Annotated in this window: 14 protein-coding genes, 1 pseudogene and 1 riboswitch; of the genes and pseudogenes, 6 read left to right on the top strand and 9 right to left on the bottom strand. The window is 57.9% G+C overall.

The window, feature by feature from the left end; translation table 11 throughout:
- Window positions 1–1,152: 1,152 nt before the first annotated feature.
- The 4 genes from AC0V7N_RS36270 to AC0V7N_RS36255 form a co-directional block, all read right to left on the bottom strand.
- Window positions 1,153–3,015, bottom strand: a complete 1,863-nt coding sequence (locus tag AC0V7N_RS36270; protein WP_496628289.1) for a GH25 family lysozyme — start codon at window positions 3,013–3,015, stop codon at window positions 1,153–1,155.
- Window positions 3,016–3,053: 38 nt separating this feature from the next.
- A complete protein-coding gene (locus AC0V7N_RS36265) occupies window positions 3,054–4,019 on the bottom strand; it encodes a GH25 family lysozyme (protein WP_496628288.1) in 966 nt (321 codons plus the stop codon).
- Between the two features lie 432 nt (window positions 4,020–4,451).
- Window positions 4,452–4,640, bottom strand: a complete 189-nt coding sequence (locus tag AC0V7N_RS36260; protein WP_496628457.1) for a hypothetical protein — start codon at window positions 4,638–4,640, stop codon at window positions 4,452–4,454.
- A gap of 363 nt (window positions 4,641–5,003) precedes the next feature.
- On the bottom strand, window positions 5,004–5,165 hold the full coding sequence (locus AC0V7N_RS36255) for an ectoine synthase (protein WP_496628287.1): 162 nt from the start codon (window positions 5,163–5,165) through the stop codon (window positions 5,004–5,006).
- Window positions 5,166–5,394: 229 nt separating this feature from the next.
- Window positions 5,395–5,484, top strand: a riboswitch (glycine riboswitch).
- A gap of 138 nt (window positions 5,485–5,622) precedes the next feature.
- Here AC0V7N_RS36255 and AC0V7N_RS36250 point away from each other — a divergent pair.
- From AC0V7N_RS36250 to AC0V7N_RS36240, 3 genes are all read left to right on the top strand, one after another.
- Complete coding sequence (locus AC0V7N_RS36250; protein WP_496628286.1) at window positions 5,623–6,861, top strand: D-amino acid dehydrogenase; 1,239 nt, start codon at window positions 5,623–5,625, stop codon at window positions 6,859–6,861.
- 36 nt (window positions 6,862–6,897) lie between these two features.
- Complete coding sequence (locus AC0V7N_RS36245; protein WP_496628285.1) at window positions 6,898–7,329, top strand: heme-binding protein; 432 nt, start codon at window positions 6,898–6,900, stop codon at window positions 7,327–7,329.
- A gap of 189 nt (window positions 7,330–7,518) precedes the next feature.
- Window positions 7,519–8,688 carry a M24 family metallopeptidase gene (locus tag AC0V7N_RS36240; RefSeq protein WP_496628284.1) on the top strand — a complete coding sequence of 390 codons (1,170 nt, stop codon included), beginning with the start codon at window positions 7,519–7,521 and terminating at the stop codon, window positions 8,686–8,688.
- A gap of 44 nt (window positions 8,689–8,732) precedes the next feature.
- Here AC0V7N_RS36240 and AC0V7N_RS36235 read toward each other — a convergent pair whose 3' ends face one another.
- The 4 genes from AC0V7N_RS36235 to AC0V7N_RS36220 form a co-directional block, all read right to left on the bottom strand.
- Entirely contained in the window at window positions 8,733–9,932 is a 1,200-nt protein-coding gene (locus AC0V7N_RS36235; RefSeq protein ID WP_496628283.1) for a glycine C-acetyltransferase, read from the bottom strand.
- A 67-nt stretch (window positions 9,933–9,999) separates the two neighbouring features.
- The gene (locus AC0V7N_RS36230; protein ID WP_496628282.1) at window positions 10,000–10,959 is read right to left on the bottom strand and encodes an aminotransferase class IV; all 960 of its coding nucleotides are present in this window, start codon (window positions 10,957–10,959) and stop codon (window positions 10,000–10,002) included.
- Window positions 10,960–11,283: 324 nt separating this feature from the next.
- Window positions 11,284–11,448, bottom strand: coding sequence for an Lrp/AsnC ligand binding domain-containing protein (locus AC0V7N_RS36225; RefSeq protein ID WP_496628281.1), 165 nt, complete (start codon window positions 11,446–11,448; stop codon window positions 11,284–11,286).
- A complete protein-coding gene (locus tag AC0V7N_RS36220; RefSeq protein WP_496628280.1) occupies window positions 11,442–11,738 on the bottom strand; it encodes an AsnC family transcriptional regulator in 297 nt (98 codons plus the stop codon). The genes AC0V7N_RS36225 and AC0V7N_RS36220 overlap by 7 nt, the downstream gene beginning before the upstream one ends.
- A gap of 253 nt (window positions 11,739–11,991) precedes the next feature.
- On the opposite strand from AC0V7N_RS36220, the gene AC0V7N_RS36215 reads away from it, so the two are divergent.
- The gene (locus AC0V7N_RS36215) at window positions 11,992–13,167 is read left to right on the top strand and encodes an amidohydrolase (protein ID WP_496628422.1); all 1,176 of its coding nucleotides are present in this window, start codon (window positions 11,992–11,994) and stop codon (window positions 13,165–13,167) included.
- 147 nt (window positions 13,168–13,314) lie between these two features.
- Window positions 13,315–14,010, top strand: coding sequence for an aspartate/glutamate racemase family protein (locus AC0V7N_RS36210; RefSeq protein ID WP_496628279.1), 696 nt, complete (start codon window positions 13,315–13,317; stop codon window positions 14,008–14,010).
- Window positions 14,011–14,239: 229 nt separating this feature from the next.
- Here AC0V7N_RS36210 and AC0V7N_RS36205 read toward each other — a convergent pair.
- Window positions 14,240–15,334 (bottom strand): annotated as a pseudogene (locus AC0V7N_RS36205) (IS1595 family transposase).
- A 715-nt stretch (window positions 15,335–16,049) separates the two neighbouring features.
- Here AC0V7N_RS36205 and AC0V7N_RS36200 point away from each other — a divergent pair.
- Window positions 16,050–17,633 carry an ABC transporter substrate-binding protein gene (locus tag AC0V7N_RS36200; protein WP_496628278.1) on the top strand — a complete coding sequence of 528 codons (1,584 nt, stop codon included), beginning with the start codon at window positions 16,050–16,052 and terminating at the stop codon, window positions 17,631–17,633.
- The last annotated feature ends 15 nt before the right edge of the window (window positions 17,634–17,648 follow it).

Below are 17,648 nucleotides of genomic sequence, written 5' to 3'. Positions count from 1 at the left end.
GACATAACGCGCTCCCTCTTGGTCACCCGCTTGTAATGTAGGAGCACGACGCTTCTTTGCCAAGTGGTGGCCCGGGACAGTAGCTAAACCATAGACAATTTGATGGGGCTGCTCGCGAATGACACGGCGACGGATGCGAAGGTACAAAATAAAGCCAATGGCAGCTATTGATATTCAATTGAATTTGCTAAGCATTACCGCTGTTGAGCGAGGGGCCGTTTTATGATGATAGCGCTACGGACTGCGGTCTGTTTGCTGGCTGCTTGTGGGATAGTAGCGCCTGCGGGGGCAAAGGTTCGTCAGCCTTCGCCGGCGATGCTGCAACAACGGATCGCTGCATGGCTGGAGCCTCACGTCAGCGAGGCCCAACACGAGGGCCAGTACATGCGACAAGGCTGCAGCGACGCAGACCTGGAGCAGCTTCCCGACTGGAAAGGCCTGCCCGTTAAAGTCTGTACGTATACGGACACCCAGTTTCCAAAGAATTCGGTGACCACCACCGCATATCTGCTGTTTCCCAGCGCAGACCAACTCGCAAGCTGGATCGTCAACGCATGCGTCGACGTCGGCCGGGATGACCTTACCACATGCACGGGTCGGTTAGCATCACGCCTCTGGACGGCTTCGAATGCGCAGTTTCCGGTCGCTGGTTACGTCGTTGAGCCCGCCCAGGACAAAAAGTGGAAGTACCCGAATGACCCATATTGCTTCCTTTTTCGTGACGGGGTGAGCGTAACGACCGCGAGCTATCCAGATACCACGCATGCGGTTGACAAGGCCTGTGGCCCTGCCGCTGCTGCTTTTGAAACTCCGGTGAAGGCGTTTTCCTACGGCAGGCCAGTGTCAGCAACCCGCGAGTCTTACACAGCGGCAGGCGGCACTGGTGATGTAGGCGACGCAGATCTCCGGTCGCCCCAATGGGCCTTCGCCGTCGGACAATCGTTCCGGGCTGGCTGGCGAGCCGAAAGGAATCTTCTCTTTCGTGCGGCGGTCGCGGACTTGAGCGCTTGCGATGGCAATATCTGGACCGATGAACCGATACCGAGTTCATGCCAATAGGAGGTTGCCTTACAATCCTGATTGGTCAATGTTGTGCGCCGAGCTCGTCGACGAGCGGTCTCCGCAAATCCGCCTAACGTGGAAGTGTCAGGGCTACTTGCTCGCAACCTCTCCGGCGATGTTCGTCCCGCTTTTCCGAAATTGAGCGAACTGCGCCTCATTGCCGAAGAAATAGTTGAAATCGACGGCGTTCTGGCTGCCCGGAATGTGACCCCGGCCCGTGTATTGCCACAGGGTCCAAGGTTCGCCAGGGCCGATCGCGGCCGCGTTGGCACTGTAGTTTGCGATCCACAGCGGGTAATCCGTGCTGTCGCCAACGATCTCCTTCACGGAAGACGAGACCAGGTAGATGAGAGGCTTCTTCCCGTAGTAGTCTTCGAGATCGTGCGCCAGCTCGTATATTTTTGCGTGGGCCTTGCTAGCTGTGGAGCCGCAGTTTCCGACGAGGGGGTTGGGTGCACCGTTGTACCATTCCACGTCTATCGCAATTGGGAGCATGTCTTCGGTTCGCGGAACACGCTCCTTGATGTATGCAAACTGGTCTTGGGCTTCTTCGCAAAACCGAAAGGTATGGTAGGTGCCGACTGACAAACCAGCGGCTCGCGCCTTGTCCCATGCGCGCTTGACCAAACCAAACTTCTGGTCTTCCTTGCTTTGGTCCTCGGGGTTCGAAGGCTTCTGGCCCTCGCTTGCCTTGAAATATATGAAGGATATGCCGGCCTCGCTTTTGATTTTTTCGAAGTCGAAACTGTCCATTATGTTTCCCGGCGAGAGGTCGATTCCTCGAATTGAGTAGGTCGCAGGCGTGTGGACGACGGTGATGTCGGAGCGCCCCTCGATGGACGAGCCCGTGAAAGCGACCTTGTCAAGGTTGAGCCCGATGTTCTGCCCGACCTTGTCGGCAAGGTCTTGTCCGGCAACGAAGCGGTACGCGGCACGCTTGCCACCGCTGAACTCAATGGTGTCCACCATAAAGGGTGGGTAGGGCTGGCCGGTTTCGGGGTTCTTTCCGCCGAAGAAGTTCCGAGTATTGATCAGAGTTGTGACGTCCCGCAATGTGGGCGCGTACTGGGTCATGTCTAGGGCGATGTTCCCGCCCGGATCCTGCGGTACGAGATCGGCACTAGCACCGTGCCAGGTTTCCACGGCTCGGAAAAGATTCGTGAAAAACACGGTGCCGCTACGATCTTTGAGCTCCCAGGCTTCGATACCGCGCGGAGCGGCCGCCGCGATCCACGCGGCGCTGCCCGGTGCGAAATCCTCTTCGTGACCGGCGCCGTCCTCGAACACGCTGCCGGAATAGCACGAACCTAGTAGCGCTATACTGGCCTGCGTGTATTGCGATACGTCCTGGAGAAGCCCGCGCAATTCGGCCAGTGAGAAGCGGTGGTCGTAGTCGAGGTCGCGATCATCGGTTATCTCGGCCAGCGCCAAGGCGCCGGTGCCCCCGCTGGTCCGCGGCTGCCATCCGTGCCCGTCAAAAATGAACATGAACCTGATCTTTTGGCCAGCGGCAGCTGCCGATTCGAACTTTGGGATATAGTATTCCGTGAAAATCTTCCTGATCCGATCAGCTGTGGCGTCGCCGTTGTTCAGGACGATGGCCTCGTCGAAGCCCTGTCCCGAAATAAACTTGAGGATGGCCGGCTTGTCAGCCTTGATGCCCTTCACCTCGTCTTCGTCGACCTGGCCTTTGCGATAGTCCCACACCGAGACCACGAAGGCGTAGCTCCTGATAGCCTTATCTGGCAGGTCGATTGCCGCCATCGACTCCTTCACCAGCCAATTGACCTTCCTCCCAGTGTCATCTTGCCGGATGTATGGAAATTCATCGAAGTATTTGCACCAGTCAGCGTCGGCCACCGATACAGGGTGGTTCTCGCAATCATACGCCGCTGAGGCGTCATCGACAAACGCGCCCAAAAGCAGCGCTACAAGCAAGGCGATCTTGCGCATCTGTCCCCCTGAGCTAGACGAACATGTTTGCCGGCGCCTCAAACTGGGGCAATGCCGAACGTTTTGCGGAAGTCGGCCTCCGTGCCATAAAACACCGATGCGTCAACCGTCTTCTTGTAGTCCGGCACCCTTGCGGAAGCGGTATACTGCCAGAGCGCCGCCGGCTTCGACGCATCCGGGAGCACCGGCTTCTCTTGGATCTTGCGCCGAGGGTTATAGTCGAAGACCCAGAGCGGGTAGTCAGCAAAGTTCTTGAAGCGGTCCAGGGGCAGCGTCTGATCGCTGAACCAGCTCTTTCCCGTATAGAGAATGGGCGTTCTTCCCAAACGGCTCTTCAAGGTCTCGAGGCACTCCAGCGCGACTTCCTGGATATGATCCGCACCCTTGCCGGCCCAGTGGTCCGTCTTTCCCGTGCTCTTGTAGACGTCCCACTCGAGGTCGACACCGGGGGCCATGTCCTCAGGGCCGAGACCGTGGGGGTCGGCTTTTTCGAGGCATTGAATAAACCAATCCGCCTGCTGCTTGCCCTTGGCACCGTAAGCCAGGAAATGATATGGACCGCGATAGACTTTGGCATCTCCCGTCAGGCTGCCGCAGCGTTTCCAAAAATCCGGGAATCTTTTATCCCTGATGTCGTGCCGCTGGCTTGTCTTCATTTGCACGAAACGAACTTGCTGGCTACGCAACTCGTTGAAGGAGAAATTCGGATCCGTGTAGTGACTGATGTCGATGCCGAACATCATGTCTGCGGGCCGAGGTGTTTTTGGATCGGTCACGCACTCATTCCGGGCGTTGACCTTGCAGTCATACAGGGCGTCGTCAGGGAAACTGAATTTCGCTGGGATCGCGAGCGTCCCACCGTTGGCAGGATTTGCCGCATCCCAAGGTTTGACGAGGTATTCGTTGAATATCTCACTTCTGGTCAAATCGTCAGTCGGCAGCTGGCCCGCCAAGGTCTTCTTTGCCAGCGAATTGTTTGTTCCGACATAGATTGCCGAAGCCAAGGTGGATAACAAAACAGAGCGGCGATTCAGTCTAACGGCACACATTTCCTCATCCCCCGAATGTAAATGGAACCTGCGGGTAGACTGAACTATCTGATCCGCTTTGCATACGGGCCTTATTCCCCAAGAAGGTCGTCCGCGCCGGGCCGGGTGTGAGAAAGCGGTTCCGGGCAGGACAGGAACCAACTGAAAAGGCTAGCGATTTGGCTGCGAATATAGGGGACGATAAAAGCTCATCACATGTCGTATTCACGAAAATGTGACCAATGCAGAGCCTTCGGAGGCGATCAAGTTGCTGCCCCCCAATTGCCAACCTCAAGCATCGCCGCCCGAAAGACAAGTTGCAGCTGCCTTTCGGCGCGACTGGCCATTTTAAAATCGTATGACTGATCGGCAAAATGTTTGGGGGTTACGTTGAATTCCAGTCCTTTTCTAGCTGGTCAACATGAAGCTGGAAAGGAAGGCTGGCGACTTCACAGAGCCTGGCGTGAGACCGGGCTTGTTGCGGGAGCCGTCATGCCTTTGGTCACCTTGTCGCAAAAAGAGCTGCATCGTCTTGAAGCCATCCAGAAGATCCGTGACCGGCGGCTGAGCGTCGTCCAGGCGGCGGAGCTTCTTCATCTCAGCCGCAGGCGTGCTTATAGAAATTCCCACATCAGCTCCCCTTGCGTACATACGTCGCTTGCAGCGCTGCCACGCCGTGCGAAGGTCCTCCGAAACGCCAGCCATGGGAGGTAGATAGAATCCACGCGTCGTCGTACTTTGCCTGGTTTGCGGATGTGCTCGCGCAGGGGAAGCCATGGCCTCTAGCATGACGAGCACGGCGGAGAGGCGAAGAGCCAGGCTAACGCCAACGGTCTCGGCACACAGCTGGTGAGCATCATGCTTGTCGAGCACGTAAATGATGCCCGGTCGCACGACAGGGACCGCATCCGCCCGGAGATCCTCGATAGAAAGCCCGTTCCTGAGATGCATTAGACCGCCTCATGTCGACACCTCAAGGTGGTTCCGACAGTGCATCTTGAGTCGGGCGCCCGAATGGATCGAGGTGATATGGAAGGAGAAGCCCATCCCATCGTTCTTGAGGAGCAACCGCACGCTTTCCAAGCTGGTCGTCTTGACCCGCCGGCCTGTCGGTTTCTTCATTGAAATCCCTGACGATCATGATTTACCTCTTACGCTGCCGTGTTTGGACTGGCTCGACAATCACCGCCGCCGGGGCGTCCACACCGCTGGAGGGGGCCACTCTGAGGCGCTTCTTGAAATTGGGCGCTCATATCAATCAAAAACACCGGAAAAATGGTAGGTACATTTCAGCGCGGATGTCGAAATGGCGGACAATGGTATGGCCTATGATCGTATAGTTGTAGCGTTCAAAGGCTGGACGGGAGAGATCGGCAACTGCCGACGCCGACGGAGCAACCCCCCAAGGAAACTCTCAGGCAAAAGTGACCGCACCGCCGAACGATCTGGAGAGAGACGCTTCGAGCGTCCACCGAAGGGGAAAGCCGGCAAGTCCGGTTAAGCTCTCAGGTACCCGAGACAGATTTGGGGATTCGCCGCGGGCCAGTCTCGCACCCCATTGTACTGTTCGGAGTTCAGAATGCCCAAAATCATTGTAATTGGCGCCGGAATTGCCGGTGTGTCGACGGCCTATGTTTTGTCGGAGCAAGGCTACGACGTCACTGTGGTTGAGCGGCGCCGCTATGCCGCGATGGAAACGTCGTTCGCCAACGGCGGCCAGCTGTCCGCGAGCAATGCCGAAGTCTGGAATCACTGGTCGACCGTCCTCAAGGGCATCAAGTGGATGCTTCGGCGGGATGCACCGCTCCTCATGAACCCTACCCCGTCGTGGCACAAGTACAGCTGGCTGCTGGAATTCGTGTCCCATATTTCGCGATATCGCGAAAACACGATTGAAACGACCCGCCTGGCTATCGCGGCTCGCAAACACCTCTTCGAGATCGCCGACCGTGAAGGGATCGACTTTGATCACGTCCGTCGCGGGATCCTGCATGTTTATTGGGATAAAGCCGGCTTCGATCACGCGTCAAAGGTGAATGAGATGCTGAACGAGGGCGGCCTCGAGCGGCGATCGGTGACGCCCAGCGAAATTGCCGGGATTGAACCTGCCTTGCATGGCAATTTTTATGGAGGGTTTTACACCCCGTCGGATTCGACCGGCGACATCCACAAATATTGCGCGGGTTTGGAGAAGGCCTGCACAAAGCGCGGCGCCCAATTCATCTATGACGCTGCGGTGATCCGGATTGAACGCCGGGATCGCTTTCACCTCGTTTGCACAACTGAAGGCGCCGATCTGACGCTGGTGGCCGATGGCATTGTAGTGTGTGCGGGAACAAATAGCCGCGATATCGCTGCGATGCTCGGGGAGCGCATCAATATTTATCCGGTGAAAGGCTATTCAATTACGGTGGAATTGGAGGGGTCTACGGCAGATTCCTCGGCGCCTTGGGTAAGCATTCTGGACGACCGCGCAAAGATCGTGACCAGCCGCCTCGGCGCAGCGCGCCTGCGCGTGGCAGGTACCGCAGAGTTCAATGGCGTCAATTTCGACATCCGTGAAGATCGCATCAGACCTTTGGTCGACTGGACGCGGATGATGTTCCCGAAAGTGGTAACTGAACACGTTGTGCCGTGGGCAGGGCTGCGACCCATGATGCCGAACATGATGCCTCGGGTCGGTAAAGGCCGGGTTCCGGGTGTCTTCTACAATACGGGACACGGGCATCTAGGGTGGACGCTTTCTGCTGCAACATCGGCCATGCTGGCCACGATTGTGGCTGCCGATCTTCCGATCGATGCTCGTATGGCGGCATAGAAGACGCCAGCTAACAAGCTCAAGGGAAAATCCAATATGACCAAGCTGACATTGGAAGTTGCCAATTCCATCATTAATCGGGCGTGCTCTACAGCAAGCGGGAAGGGTTTTAAGCCCTTGAGCGTTGCGGTCCTGGATGCTGGCGGCCACTTGGTTGCGTTTCAGAAGCAGGACGGGGCTTCAATGCTCCGCTTTGAAATTGCATTCGGCAAGGCTTACGGAGCTTTGGCCGTCGGTTTCGGTTCGCGCTGGCTCGACAAAGCATCAGCCGACCGACCTCACTTTGTAGCCGGCCTGACCGCTATATCAGGCGGCAAGATTGTTCCCGTCCCCGGGGGCGTCCTAGTGCGAGACCAGGCCGGTCGGTTGCTTGGTGCGGTAGGGATTACCGGAGATACATCTGACAATGATGAAGCAGTGGCCGTGGAAGCAATCGAGATAGGCGGTTTGAATGCTCAGGCGGCCTGATTGAGGCTACCCGCCAAAGCGCCTCGCGCTCGTCGGGCGAGAGACGCAAATCTGGCGAGCGATCAGGCACATTTGAAATAGCGTCTGCGCCGTCAGCGCGATTTTGGCATCTTTCGTGCACTGAGCGCCTTTAGGATGGTGGTAGATGCAGCCGCCACGGCCGAAAGTCCGGGCAAACAGGGTTATAGAATGGATCAGGAAGCCTCCTACGGCTTTGCGCCGACTGAGTTCGAAGAGCGTGTCGCCCGGGCTCAGCGGCTAATGGGTCAACATCGCCTCGACGGCTTGTTGCTCACTTCGATGGACAATATCCGGTATTTCATCGGTGTCGATTCCACTTTCTGGGAGAGTTACACCCGACCTTGGTTTGTATTAGTGCCTGCCGCCGGGGCGCCCCTTGCGATCATTCCCGAAATTGGAAGGGCTATCATAGAGACGACGTGGATTGAGGAAATCAGATCCTGGCCTTCGCCTAGGCCCGAGGACGAAGGCACATCTCTCGTTGTTACCGCGATATCCGACCTGCCACGGCGACACGGACGGGTCGGGGCTGAGCTCGGTTTCGAACTGCGATTGGGGATGCCGGTAACCCAATTGAACGCGATCATCGGTGATCTGAAAAGCGTTGAGGTTGTTGACGGCGCGAGCCTCATTTGGCAGCTCCGCATGATCAAGAGCGCGGCCGAGGTCGGCAAAATCCAAAAGGCTGTCGACATCGCGGGCGCCGTATACGCTCAAGTGCCCGGTTTCGTTAACATCGGCGATACTGAACGTACGATCCTTCGGGAATTCCGCGGTCGCCTGAATATGGGCGGCGCCAGCGCTATTCCTACGCTCATCTGCAGAGCCGACGTCGGTGGGCCGTTCGAAATTACTGGCGGGCCAAGGGACCGGCCTATCGCCGATGGTGACCTGCTCTTCATCGACACGGGTACCACCTTCGACGGGTATTTCTGCGATTACGATCGCAACTACCAGGTTGGCAGGGCTACAGATGCCCTGCGGTATGCCCACGAGAAGGTTTGGGGAGCGCACGAGATCGGGCTTCAAGCGGCGACAGCAGGGGTTACCGCCGGATTTGTCTTTGAAGAGATGGCAAAGGCGCTCTCTTCCTGTGGGGCGGACCTCAACAGCAACGGGCGTATGGGGCATGGACTTGGTTTGCGGCTGACCGAACCGCCGTCAATTCGACTGGAAGACAAGACGGTGTTGCAGCCAGGCATGGTGCTCTGCATTGAGCCTGCCTTGGAGTACCAACCTGGTAAAATCGTCCTCCACGAGGAAACAATCGTGGTCACTGAAGGAAAGGCCCAGTTGCTCACAGTTCGGGCGCCGAAGCAGCTAGCTCAGATAGGCTGATGGAGTTCAAGGCTCTCGCCCGAACCTCCAATTTGCGGCCAGTTTTAGAGACCGCGGGTCATAATGATAGAAAGTTCCCTTGCTACCTCCGCAAACGCCTCGACCGCGCGGTCGACGTCAGCGCTGGAATGGGCGGCCGACATCTGCGTGCGGATGCGCGCCTGGCCCTTGGGCACCACCGGGAATGAGAAGCCGATGACATAGATGCCGCGCTTCAGCATGCGCGCCGCCATCTCCTGCGCCAGTGCCGCGTCGCCCAGCATCACCGGGATGATCGGATGATCGGCGCCGGCCAGCGTGAAGCCGAGCTTGCCCATCTGAGACCTGAACCGCGCGGCGTTGTCGTAGAGGCGCCGGCGCAGCGCATCGCCGTTGCGGACCATCTCGAACACCCGGATCGAAGCGCCGGCGATCGCCGGCATCAACGTGTTGGAGAACAGATAGGGCCGCGAGCGCTGGCGCAGCCAGTCAACCACTTGGGCTTTGCCGGAGGTGTAGCCGCCGGAGGCGCCGCCAAGCGCCTTGCCGAGCGTGCCGGTGATGATGTCCACCCTGCCCTCGACGCCGCAATGCTCGGCAGAACCGCGGCCGTTCTTGCCGACGAAGCCGACGGCATGGCTGTCGTCGACCATGACCATGGCGTCGTGTTTCTCGGCCAGATCGCAGACGCCCTTCAGATTGGCGATGATGCCGTCCATCGAAAACACGCCGTCGGTGGCGATCACGCGGAAGCGGCAATCCTTGGCTTCCTGCAGCCGCGCTTCGAGATCAGCCATGTCGTTGTTGGCGTAGCGGAAGCGCTTGGCCTTCGACAACCGCACGCCATCGATAATGGAGGCGTGGTTCAGCGCGTCGGAAATGATGGCATCCTCCTCGCCGAGCAGCGTCTCGAACAGGCCGCCATTGGCGTCGAAGCAGGAGCCGTAGAGGATGGTGTCATCCATGCCGAGGAAGGACGAGATCGTCGCCTCCAATTGCTTGTGCTCCTCCTGCGTGCCGCAGATGAAGCGCACCGAGGCCATGCCGTAGCCGTAGCGGTCGAGCGCCTGCTTGGCGGCATTGCGCAACTCGGCGCTGTCGGCGAGGCCGAGATAGTTGTTGGCGCAGAAGTTCAGCACCTTGTCGCCGCCGACCTCGATCTCAGCCGACTGCGTCGAGGTGATCACCCGCTCGGATTTGTAGAGCCCGGCCGATTTCAGGCCGGCGAGTTCGTTCGAGAGATGAGAAGTGAAAGCGTCGGTCATCGGCAGACTCACGGCACCACAGCCCTCCCCGTTCTGGGGAGGACCTGTCGGCAAATAAATTGCGGTACTATGCGTAGTTTACCGCGGCCGACCATGCCGGATCAGCGTGCTTCTCCCAATACAGGTCTGTCAGCTGGCGAGTCAGAGCGCCAACCTTGCCGTCGCCTATGACGGTCTCGTCAATCTTGGACACCGGCATGATTCCGCCCGCGGTAGACGTGATGAAAACCTCATCGGAGCCCTTCAGTTCGTCGCGATCAATGTCGCCGGCGCTGACGGAGAGGCCCAGTTCGTCGCAGAGATCAAATACGGTCTGCCGGGTAATACCGGCAAGGACGCCATAGGCCGGTGTCTTCAAGCCGCCGTCCTTCACGGTGAAAACGTTGAAGCCAGGCCCCTCGGCAATGTTGTCGTTGATGTCGACGATCAACGCGGTTTCGGCACCGCAGTCGTACGCATCGAACAGGCCCTTCACCAAATCGAGCCAGTGATAATTCTTGATGGTTGGATCGATCGACTTGGGAGGGATCCGGACGGTGTTGCTGATGGCGACATGCAGGCCGCGATCGAGCTGCTCCTTGTTGGCAACCGACCCGAAGGGCACCGCGAATGCCATGAACCTGTTTTCCGACTGGCGCGGGTCACGGCTAAAGTTCGGCGAGCCGCCTCGCGTGCAGATCATTTCGACATAGGCCGACTTGTGCCCGGATAGCGCCACACAGGTCGAGAGGATCTTTTCGATCTCGCTGCGGCTGTAGGGAACCTTCATGCGCAGCTTTTCCATCCCGCGGAAGAACCGGTCCATGTGCAGGTCCAGCCTGAAGAACCTCCCATCCCACACGTGAACGGTATCGTAGGTGGCATCGGAATGCAGAAAGCCCCAGTCCAGGACGGACACCTTGGCTTCGGACATTGGAAGGTACTGACCATCCATGAAGGCCACGCCGTGAGGATATTGCCTTTGATCCCGGTGCCGTTGCTCAATGGCCGGGAGAGTCGTTGCAGGTTCGGCTGCAGCAAGTGTCATTCCTGAGTCCTCCAAATCTTGCAACCGGGCACTCCGCACACCCGGTTACGATTTGCCGCTGCGGAACCGCCCAGCGGCTGCACAGCAATTCAAATGTTGGCGCGCCTCGGATCGCCAGCACGCAGCGCATGCCAGATGTCGTCAGCGCGATCGATTACCGCTTGAGCGGGGCCATAAGCCCTTTTGGGGGCGGCCGCCGGTCGCCCGGTGTTCGAAACAAATCGCAGACTTCCATGCTGTGATTGTGATCAAAGTGGCGCCCCGGCCGAAATGCACGCTTCAAAAACGGGATGGGAGTGGCGGAAACGTTCAGCCTTAAAGGGGCTACAGCAGCGACCGGGGCTCGAACTTCACGCGGTCCAGCGCAATCATGCTCTTGAATTTGCGGACGTTGGGGTTCGTGTAAAGTTTGGTCTTTACAAAAACGTCAAAGGCCTCAACGTCCTCTACTGCTACAATAAGAACGAAGTCTGCATCACCTGTCACCATATAGCATTGAGTGACTTCTTCGCCGCCCGCATCGCTCGCTTGAAGTCATCGACCAGATCTAAACGCTCGCGATCAAGCTCCACCGTTACGACCACGGTCAGCGACTTCCCGAGCGCCTTGGGGTCGACTAGGGAGATGTCAGCGGTGATAACCCCGTCGCCGCGTAACTTATTGACACGGCGCATGCATGAGGCAGCAGACGAACCCACGAGGTCCGCAAGCTCGGAGAACGACAGCCTGTTGTTCTTTTGAAGGGCGCCGAGTATCCGCCGGTCAAGATCATCTATCATACCTACACCCTGGATACGAAACCACAATGTGGCATTAGCGATCCGAAACGCTCGGTGCAAGATCGGACGCTGAATGAAACGTTACCTCATTCAAAAGGTGCCATTATTGCAATCGTCCCGGACAGGCGACCGTTTCTTTTCACCTAAGCGCGAGTTTTGCCTGAACTATTTCAAACGCTTACGGCAAATTAGCACTGATGGCGAAAGCACATGGCCCTCCGACGGTCGCCAGACGTCTACGAACGGAGTCAGGATGCATTCAGTCGCGAAGTTTCATACCTTGGCCGAGGAGGTCACAACCTGGCGGAGGCATCTTCATCAAAACCCCGAGCTCGACTTTGCCGTGCACGAGACGGCACGGTTTGTTGGGGACAAGCTAGCGTCCTTTGGAATCAACCACATCGAAACAGGTATAGCCGGAACCGGCATAGTCGCTTTCATTCAGGGAGAGAGCGGCGAAGGGCCGACGATAGGGCTCCGGGCCGATATGGACGCCTTACCAATTCAGGAGGCACCGGGAAAAACATGGGCCTCGAAGATTCCGGGTAAGATGCACGCCTGCGGCCATGATGGCCACATGGCGATGCTGCTTGGGGCTGCAAAGTACCTTGCTAGGAGCCGGAATTTCAGGGGCACGGTCGCGCTTATCTTCCAGCCGGCCGAGGAAGTCGAATTGCCGTCGGGCGGGCTCAAGATGGTCGAGGACGGGTTTTTGGACCGTTTTGGTATCTCTCAAGTGTTCGGGATGCACAACTGGCCAGGGATCGATGTAGGCAAGTTCGCCATTTGCGCAGGTCCGATGATGGCCTCCCAGGACGATTTTGACATCGTTGTAAAGGGTCGCGGCGGGCACGCCGCAGCCCCGCACTTGACAGTTGATCCGGTCGTTATAGCCGCTCAGGTCATTATTGGCCTGCAGGCGTTGGTGTCGCGCAGCACCGACCCGGTCGAGTCGCTGGTAATTTCCGTCACGAAACTCCGCGCCTCAAATGCTTACAATGTGATCGCCGACGAAGTTGAACTGGCAGGAACGGTCCGCGCGTTGGCCCCTGCCCTGCGCGACTTCACCGAGACCCAGTTGGAGACGACCGCGCGGAAAATCGCGCAAGCTTTCGGGGGCGACATTACTTACCGCTACCGCCGGTCGGTTCCAGCCACCGTGAACGATAGCGCCGCCACTGCTCTTGCCGTTCGTGCGGCGGGAGGCACCGGCGCGGTAGCAGTAGACGAGACGTTGAGGCCGGTCATGGGTGCCGAGGATTTCGCTTACATGCTGCAGGCGCGCCCAGGGGCGCTCATCTTCATCGGCAATGGCGCTTCAGCCCCGGTACACAATGCCGCGTACGACTTCGACGATGCCGCAATTCAATACGGAGTGGCCTATTGGGTGAATGTAGTGGAGGCCGCGCTTGGGATTGACGAGGGGTAGTCGCGCCATCTTCAAACGTGTCCAATTTGCCCGCAATCCGGCCGTCCATGAAATCCACTTTTCAGTCGCGCCTGGTTTTTGGCGCAAATCTTGCGCAGGACTGTTTCATATTGGCGCAGACAAACTGCTAGTAATGTGAGGCCGCAAGTGTCATCCGTTGCCCGTTCCCTTGGCATTCTCAACCTGGAAAGAGGAGCTCTTGCGGGCGAGTCTGCGGCAGACGAGGCTATCGACGCATTTAAGGAAAGGCTGCCTTTTCCGGTGATCGCGGAGACGGTAGATGGTGCCTGGGCAGACAACGTCATCCGAGGTGACTCTGCGCTCGAGCCCGCTTACATCGCAGCCGCCCGTCGGCTCGTGGCCCGAGGGGCCATTGCGATCAGTGCGAACTGCGGCTACTCCGTCCGACACCAAGCTGCGGTGGCATCGGCAGTCAACGTCCCTGTGGCCGCCACCAGCCTCATTCTTCTGCCGCTACTGCTTCGGCAGTACCCTACCACTACAAAAATTGCTGTCATCGCCGCGGATTCGAGCTGCCTCGACGAGAAGATGCTTGCCATTCATGACCCAGGCGATCGAGCGCGCGTCGTAGTCGGCGGCATCGAAGGTGGTGTTATGTGGCAAAATGAAATGAAACGCCCCCCGCCCTATACTGAGCCGGCCGACATCGAAGCCGAAGTCATGGCTTGCCTCTGCAGCTTACAATCGGAACATACGGATATCGGAGCGATCCTGTTCGAGTGCACGTTGTTCCCGCTTGTTTCTCCAGCCATTCGACGGACAACCGGACTGCCAGTCTATGACATCACAACTCTCTGTCAGCTCACATATGCGGCCGCCTGACAGGCCTGGGCGTGACTGCGATCGATGATCTGGCATCTCTGATCGGCTGGCGAAGCCGCACCGCACGATCATCTGGCCCATACCTCGCCCGTCGGTTGGAAGCATCTTGCCCTTCTCTGGCGACTCCCTTTGGGGGCGAGCCGCCAAGGTGATTGGCAGAACACCGACAAAAAAGCGCGCCTTATGATGAAGTTCATGCTTCGTCCACCCTTGGCGTTGATGGCCTTTATCAACCAAAGACAGCTACGGCTGATTTGATGATGATGCCGCCATCCGGGCTTCGGCGCATCTGACGACCCGTGGCGGTGCGAAAAACATTCGTCAATTGCAGCGCAGGCGGCACGCGCGACCACAGGGTTCGCACGCTCTCCCGGCCATGCCGGGTTTTGCGAATGACGTTTCCTGTGACGACGCGCTGCGACCATCGGAAGCCGATCTCGTGGAAATACAGGTCGGCATGCTGCGGGCTGATATGATGAAAGACGCCGGCGATGGTACGGCGGACGCGGGAGTTGAAACCTTCGACCGAATTGACGTGGACGGCGTCCCGGACATACTCACCGCTGGAATGCTTCACGGTCTCGTGCTTGGCAAAGCTCTCACCAATGGCCATGAATGCCTTCCACTCGTCGCTCATCAAATGAGCTCCCGATTCGATCTGCGCTTCAATGACGCGTTCGCTTGCTCGCGCCGAGAGACCGGTCACGACCGCGGCACGCGCGTCACCGGCCAGAGTGCCAGGCATGACGTCAGTCGGGCGCCGCACCATTGCCATGACTGGCGTTTTGTCCGTATTCGCCTGGCCTTTCCGGCCGCGGCCCGGAGGCGGGTCGTCGGGATTCTCTTCTGGGCCTTCCACCGAGATGGAAATGGTCGATCTCCACCGTGCCGGCGAGCATGTTCTCCCGCGCCACCATGAGACGCAGTGCATGTCCCATCCGCCAGGCCGTTGGCTGGCTCACCCCGAGCGCCTCGGCCAGACGCACCGACGACAAGCCCTTGTCGGATTGCAGTAACAGCCACATAGCCTTCAGCCAAACACGCAAGGGAAGCTTCGTGGAGTGCAGGGGCGTGTGTGTCGTCACTGTGAACTGGAACCGGCAATCGCCGCTGGAACATTGATAAAGACCCGGTCGGGCGCGCCGCTTGCCGGTATCGCGTCCGGCAAGCGCAATCGAGCGTTTGTATCCGCAGGCGGGGCAGATCCGGCCATCCGGCCACACCATGCTTCCAGCAACCGACGGGAATGCCGCTCATCCCGGAAGGCCGCGATCATTTCTTCAACAGTCCGAATGTTGGAAAGCACTGCAAGTATTTCAGGCATCTCACCTCCTTCAGACCAGCCCGAAGAATCGCATGAAAGGCCATAGGTCACAAGGATATTGCGGTCTTTGGTTGAAAAGGGCCGCGTTGATAGCGGCCAACCAACGCGCTGCCCTCAGCTTGGGAGCCCCGGCTCAGACACAATCACGTCCGTCGAGTGGGGTGGCGTCTATATTGACGCGTGCAGATCAATCGGCAGCTGCACACGCGGGCGCGACTGCAATTCTCCCCTAGAGGCCTTGGCCCATAGCGCGCTCGATACCAAGTTTTGGGGCGACATCACGAGGTTCGGCTCTCTGTCCAGGGTACAGGACCTAACCCTTGAATATCCTAGAATTGCAGAATGCCACGAAAAGGTACTTGCCCCCTAAACTTTCAACTCGCTCGCCGAGCATCTCGTTGAACGAAAGCGACCAAATCGGCGCCCGATTTGACGTGTCCCTTTCAGCCAGCGCGCCATTTAGCGAATAGCCGCATATCTGCCCATGGTAAATTAGGTACAGATGCCGTCACGATCCGACAACGGGCGGACGAGGTGGTGGGCGGGAGACCATGAAGAAGCAAACGCTCCGCAGGACGCAGAGATCGCCCGAGCGTGCTTCGTCGCACCGCGCAACTTCAATAGTCAATAGGCGGTCGAATGAACCCAGTTGAATTTGCCTTAGTTCGGCGGATGACCGGGCGGTAGTCGCTAAACCAAAAGGGAGGAACAGATCATGGAAAATACCGTAGGCAATGTGAGCCGTCGAGCGTTTCTCAAGACCGGCGCCGCGCTCGGAGGCGGATTGGTAGCTGCCGGCATGCCGCTCTCGCAAGTTATCTGGGCCGCCGAGGGCAAAGTCCTCACCGCGCGCGCAAACAGGGATGTCGACAAGCTAGACCCTGCCTTTTATATCGGGAGCATTAATTCCGAGGTGATGAGCTGTATCTATTCGAAGCTCATTCGGTACAAGCCGGGCTCTGAATGGGAATGGGAGCTTGAAGCGGCTGAAAAGATTGAACAGGTCGATCCCACCCATATCCGTTTTCACCTTCGTAAGGGCATAAAATTCACCGGCGGCTACGGCGAATTGACTGCCAAGGACGTGAAATTCTCGTTCGAGCGTGTGATCAAGCTTAATTCAGGAAGCAGTTTTGATTTTGGCCCGCTCGACCACGTTGAGGTGGAGGATGACTATACCGGCGTGATCGTCTTTAAGACCCCGTTCGTGCCGGCTTGGACCCTAGCGCTTCCCTATGGCGTCGGCCATATCGTTTCCGAAGATGCGGTGGTGAAAATTAACAAGGACGGCGGTGCCTTTGGCATGAAGCCGACCGCCTTCTCCGGCCCGTATGTTTTCGCCGATTGGAAGCCGAACGAGTATGTGCTTTTGACCCGGAACCCGGAGTGGTCCGGCCCAAAGCCGGGGTTTGACGAAATACGCATCCTGCCAATCGGCGACACCAAAACGGCGGAACGCGCCTATCAGGCTGGCGACATCGATTTCACTGCTATCAGCGTGGATTCACTTGCAAATTTCAAGAGCAATCCGCCCGCTGACACTAAGGTCGAGGAAAAGCCCTCACTCGATTTCACCTATGTCGGCATGAATATCGATCACCCGAAGCTGAAGGACATCAATGTCCGCAAGGCGATACAGTGGGCAATCAATGTACCGCAGATTCTGGATGCAGCCTATGCGGGGCAGGTCGACGTGGCCACTGGCATGCTTGCAAAAGGTCTTGTCGGGTATCGCGACAAGGCGCTCATCCCACCGGAAGGCGACCTCGCAAAGGCTAAGGCATTCATGGAAAAGGCCGGGGTGAGCGATCTCACCTTGACCCTCGATTGCCTAAACCAGAGCGACTATTCGACCATGGCGGGAGTGGTGCAGGCGCAATTGTCGCAGATCGGCATTGCCGTCGAGATAAATGTCCAGGACGAGGGCTCGTTCTACTCGATCGGCATCGAATCCGAGGGCGATCGCTGGAAGAACATGCAACTTATCATCCAGCATTTCACCATGCTGCCGGAGCCATTTTATTTTTCGTCCACCTATATAAGCAGCCAAGTCGGTAAATGGAACTGGGAACGCTTCAGCAGCAAGCGTTTCGATGAGCTCAACGATAAGGCGCTCGCGCTCGATGACCCAAACGAGCGGGCGAAGCTCTACCGTGAGATGCAGGATCTTATGGAGGATTCAGGCGCCTACCGGTTCCTCACCAATGGTGCTGCGCCGATCATGTACCGCACCACTCGAATGCAGGCTGCGACCCGACCGGACGGGCGTCCGCTATACATAGATTTTAAGCCGATTTAGACTTCAGTGGTGTAG

The sequence above is a fragment of the Mesorhizobium kamtschaticum genome (genome assembly GCF_056174585.1).
Note: the sequence above shows the minus strand (reverse complement) of the source record. Positions and strands in the feature narration are given on the sequence as shown.

Excerpts from the sequence above, each read along its gene's own strand:
- AC0V7N_RS36270 (WP_496628289.1), bottom strand. The coding sequence starts at position 3,015 with ATGCGCAAGATCGCCTTGCTTGTAGCGCTGCTTTTGGGCGCGTTTGTC.
- AC0V7N_RS36260 (WP_496628457.1), bottom strand. The coding sequence starts at position 4,640 with ATGAAGAAGCTCCGCCGCCTGGACGACGCTCAGCCGCCGGTCACGGAT.
- AC0V7N_RS36255 (WP_496628287.1), bottom strand. The coding sequence starts at position 5,165 with ATGAAGAAACCGACAGGCCGGCGGGTCAAGACGACCAGCTTGGAAAGC.
- AC0V7N_RS36250 (WP_496628286.1), top strand. The coding sequence starts at position 5,623 with ATGCCCAAAATCATTGTAATTGGCGCCGGAATTGCCGGTGTGTCGACG.
- AC0V7N_RS36245 (WP_496628285.1), top strand. The coding sequence starts at position 6,898 with ATGACCAAGCTGACATTGGAAGTTGCCAATTCCATCATTAATCGGGCG.
- AC0V7N_RS36240 (WP_496628284.1), top strand. The coding sequence starts at position 7,519 with ATGGATCAGGAAGCCTCCTACGGCTTTGCGCCGACTGAGTTCGAAGAG.
- AC0V7N_RS36235 (WP_496628283.1), bottom strand. The coding sequence starts at position 9,932 with ATGACCGACGCTTTCACTTCTCATCTCTCGAACGAACTCGCCGGCCTG.
- AC0V7N_RS36230 (WP_496628282.1), bottom strand. The coding sequence starts at position 10,959 with ATGACACTTGCTGCAGCCGAACCTGCAACGACTCTCCCGGCCATTGAG.
- AC0V7N_RS36225 (WP_496628281.1), bottom strand. The coding sequence starts at position 11,448 with ATGGTGACAGGTGATGCAGACTTCGTTCTTATTGTAGCAGTAGAGGAC.
- AC0V7N_RS36220 (WP_496628280.1), bottom strand. The coding sequence starts at position 11,738 with ATGATAGATGATCTTGACCGGCGGATACTCGGCGCCCTTCAAAAGAAC.
- AC0V7N_RS36215 (WP_496628422.1), top strand. The coding sequence starts at position 11,992 with ATGCATTCAGTCGCGAAGTTTCATACCTTGGCCGAGGAGGTCACAACC.
- AC0V7N_RS36200 (WP_496628278.1), top strand. The coding sequence starts at position 16,050 with ATGGAAAATACCGTAGGCAATGTGAGCCGTCGAGCGTTTCTCAAGACC.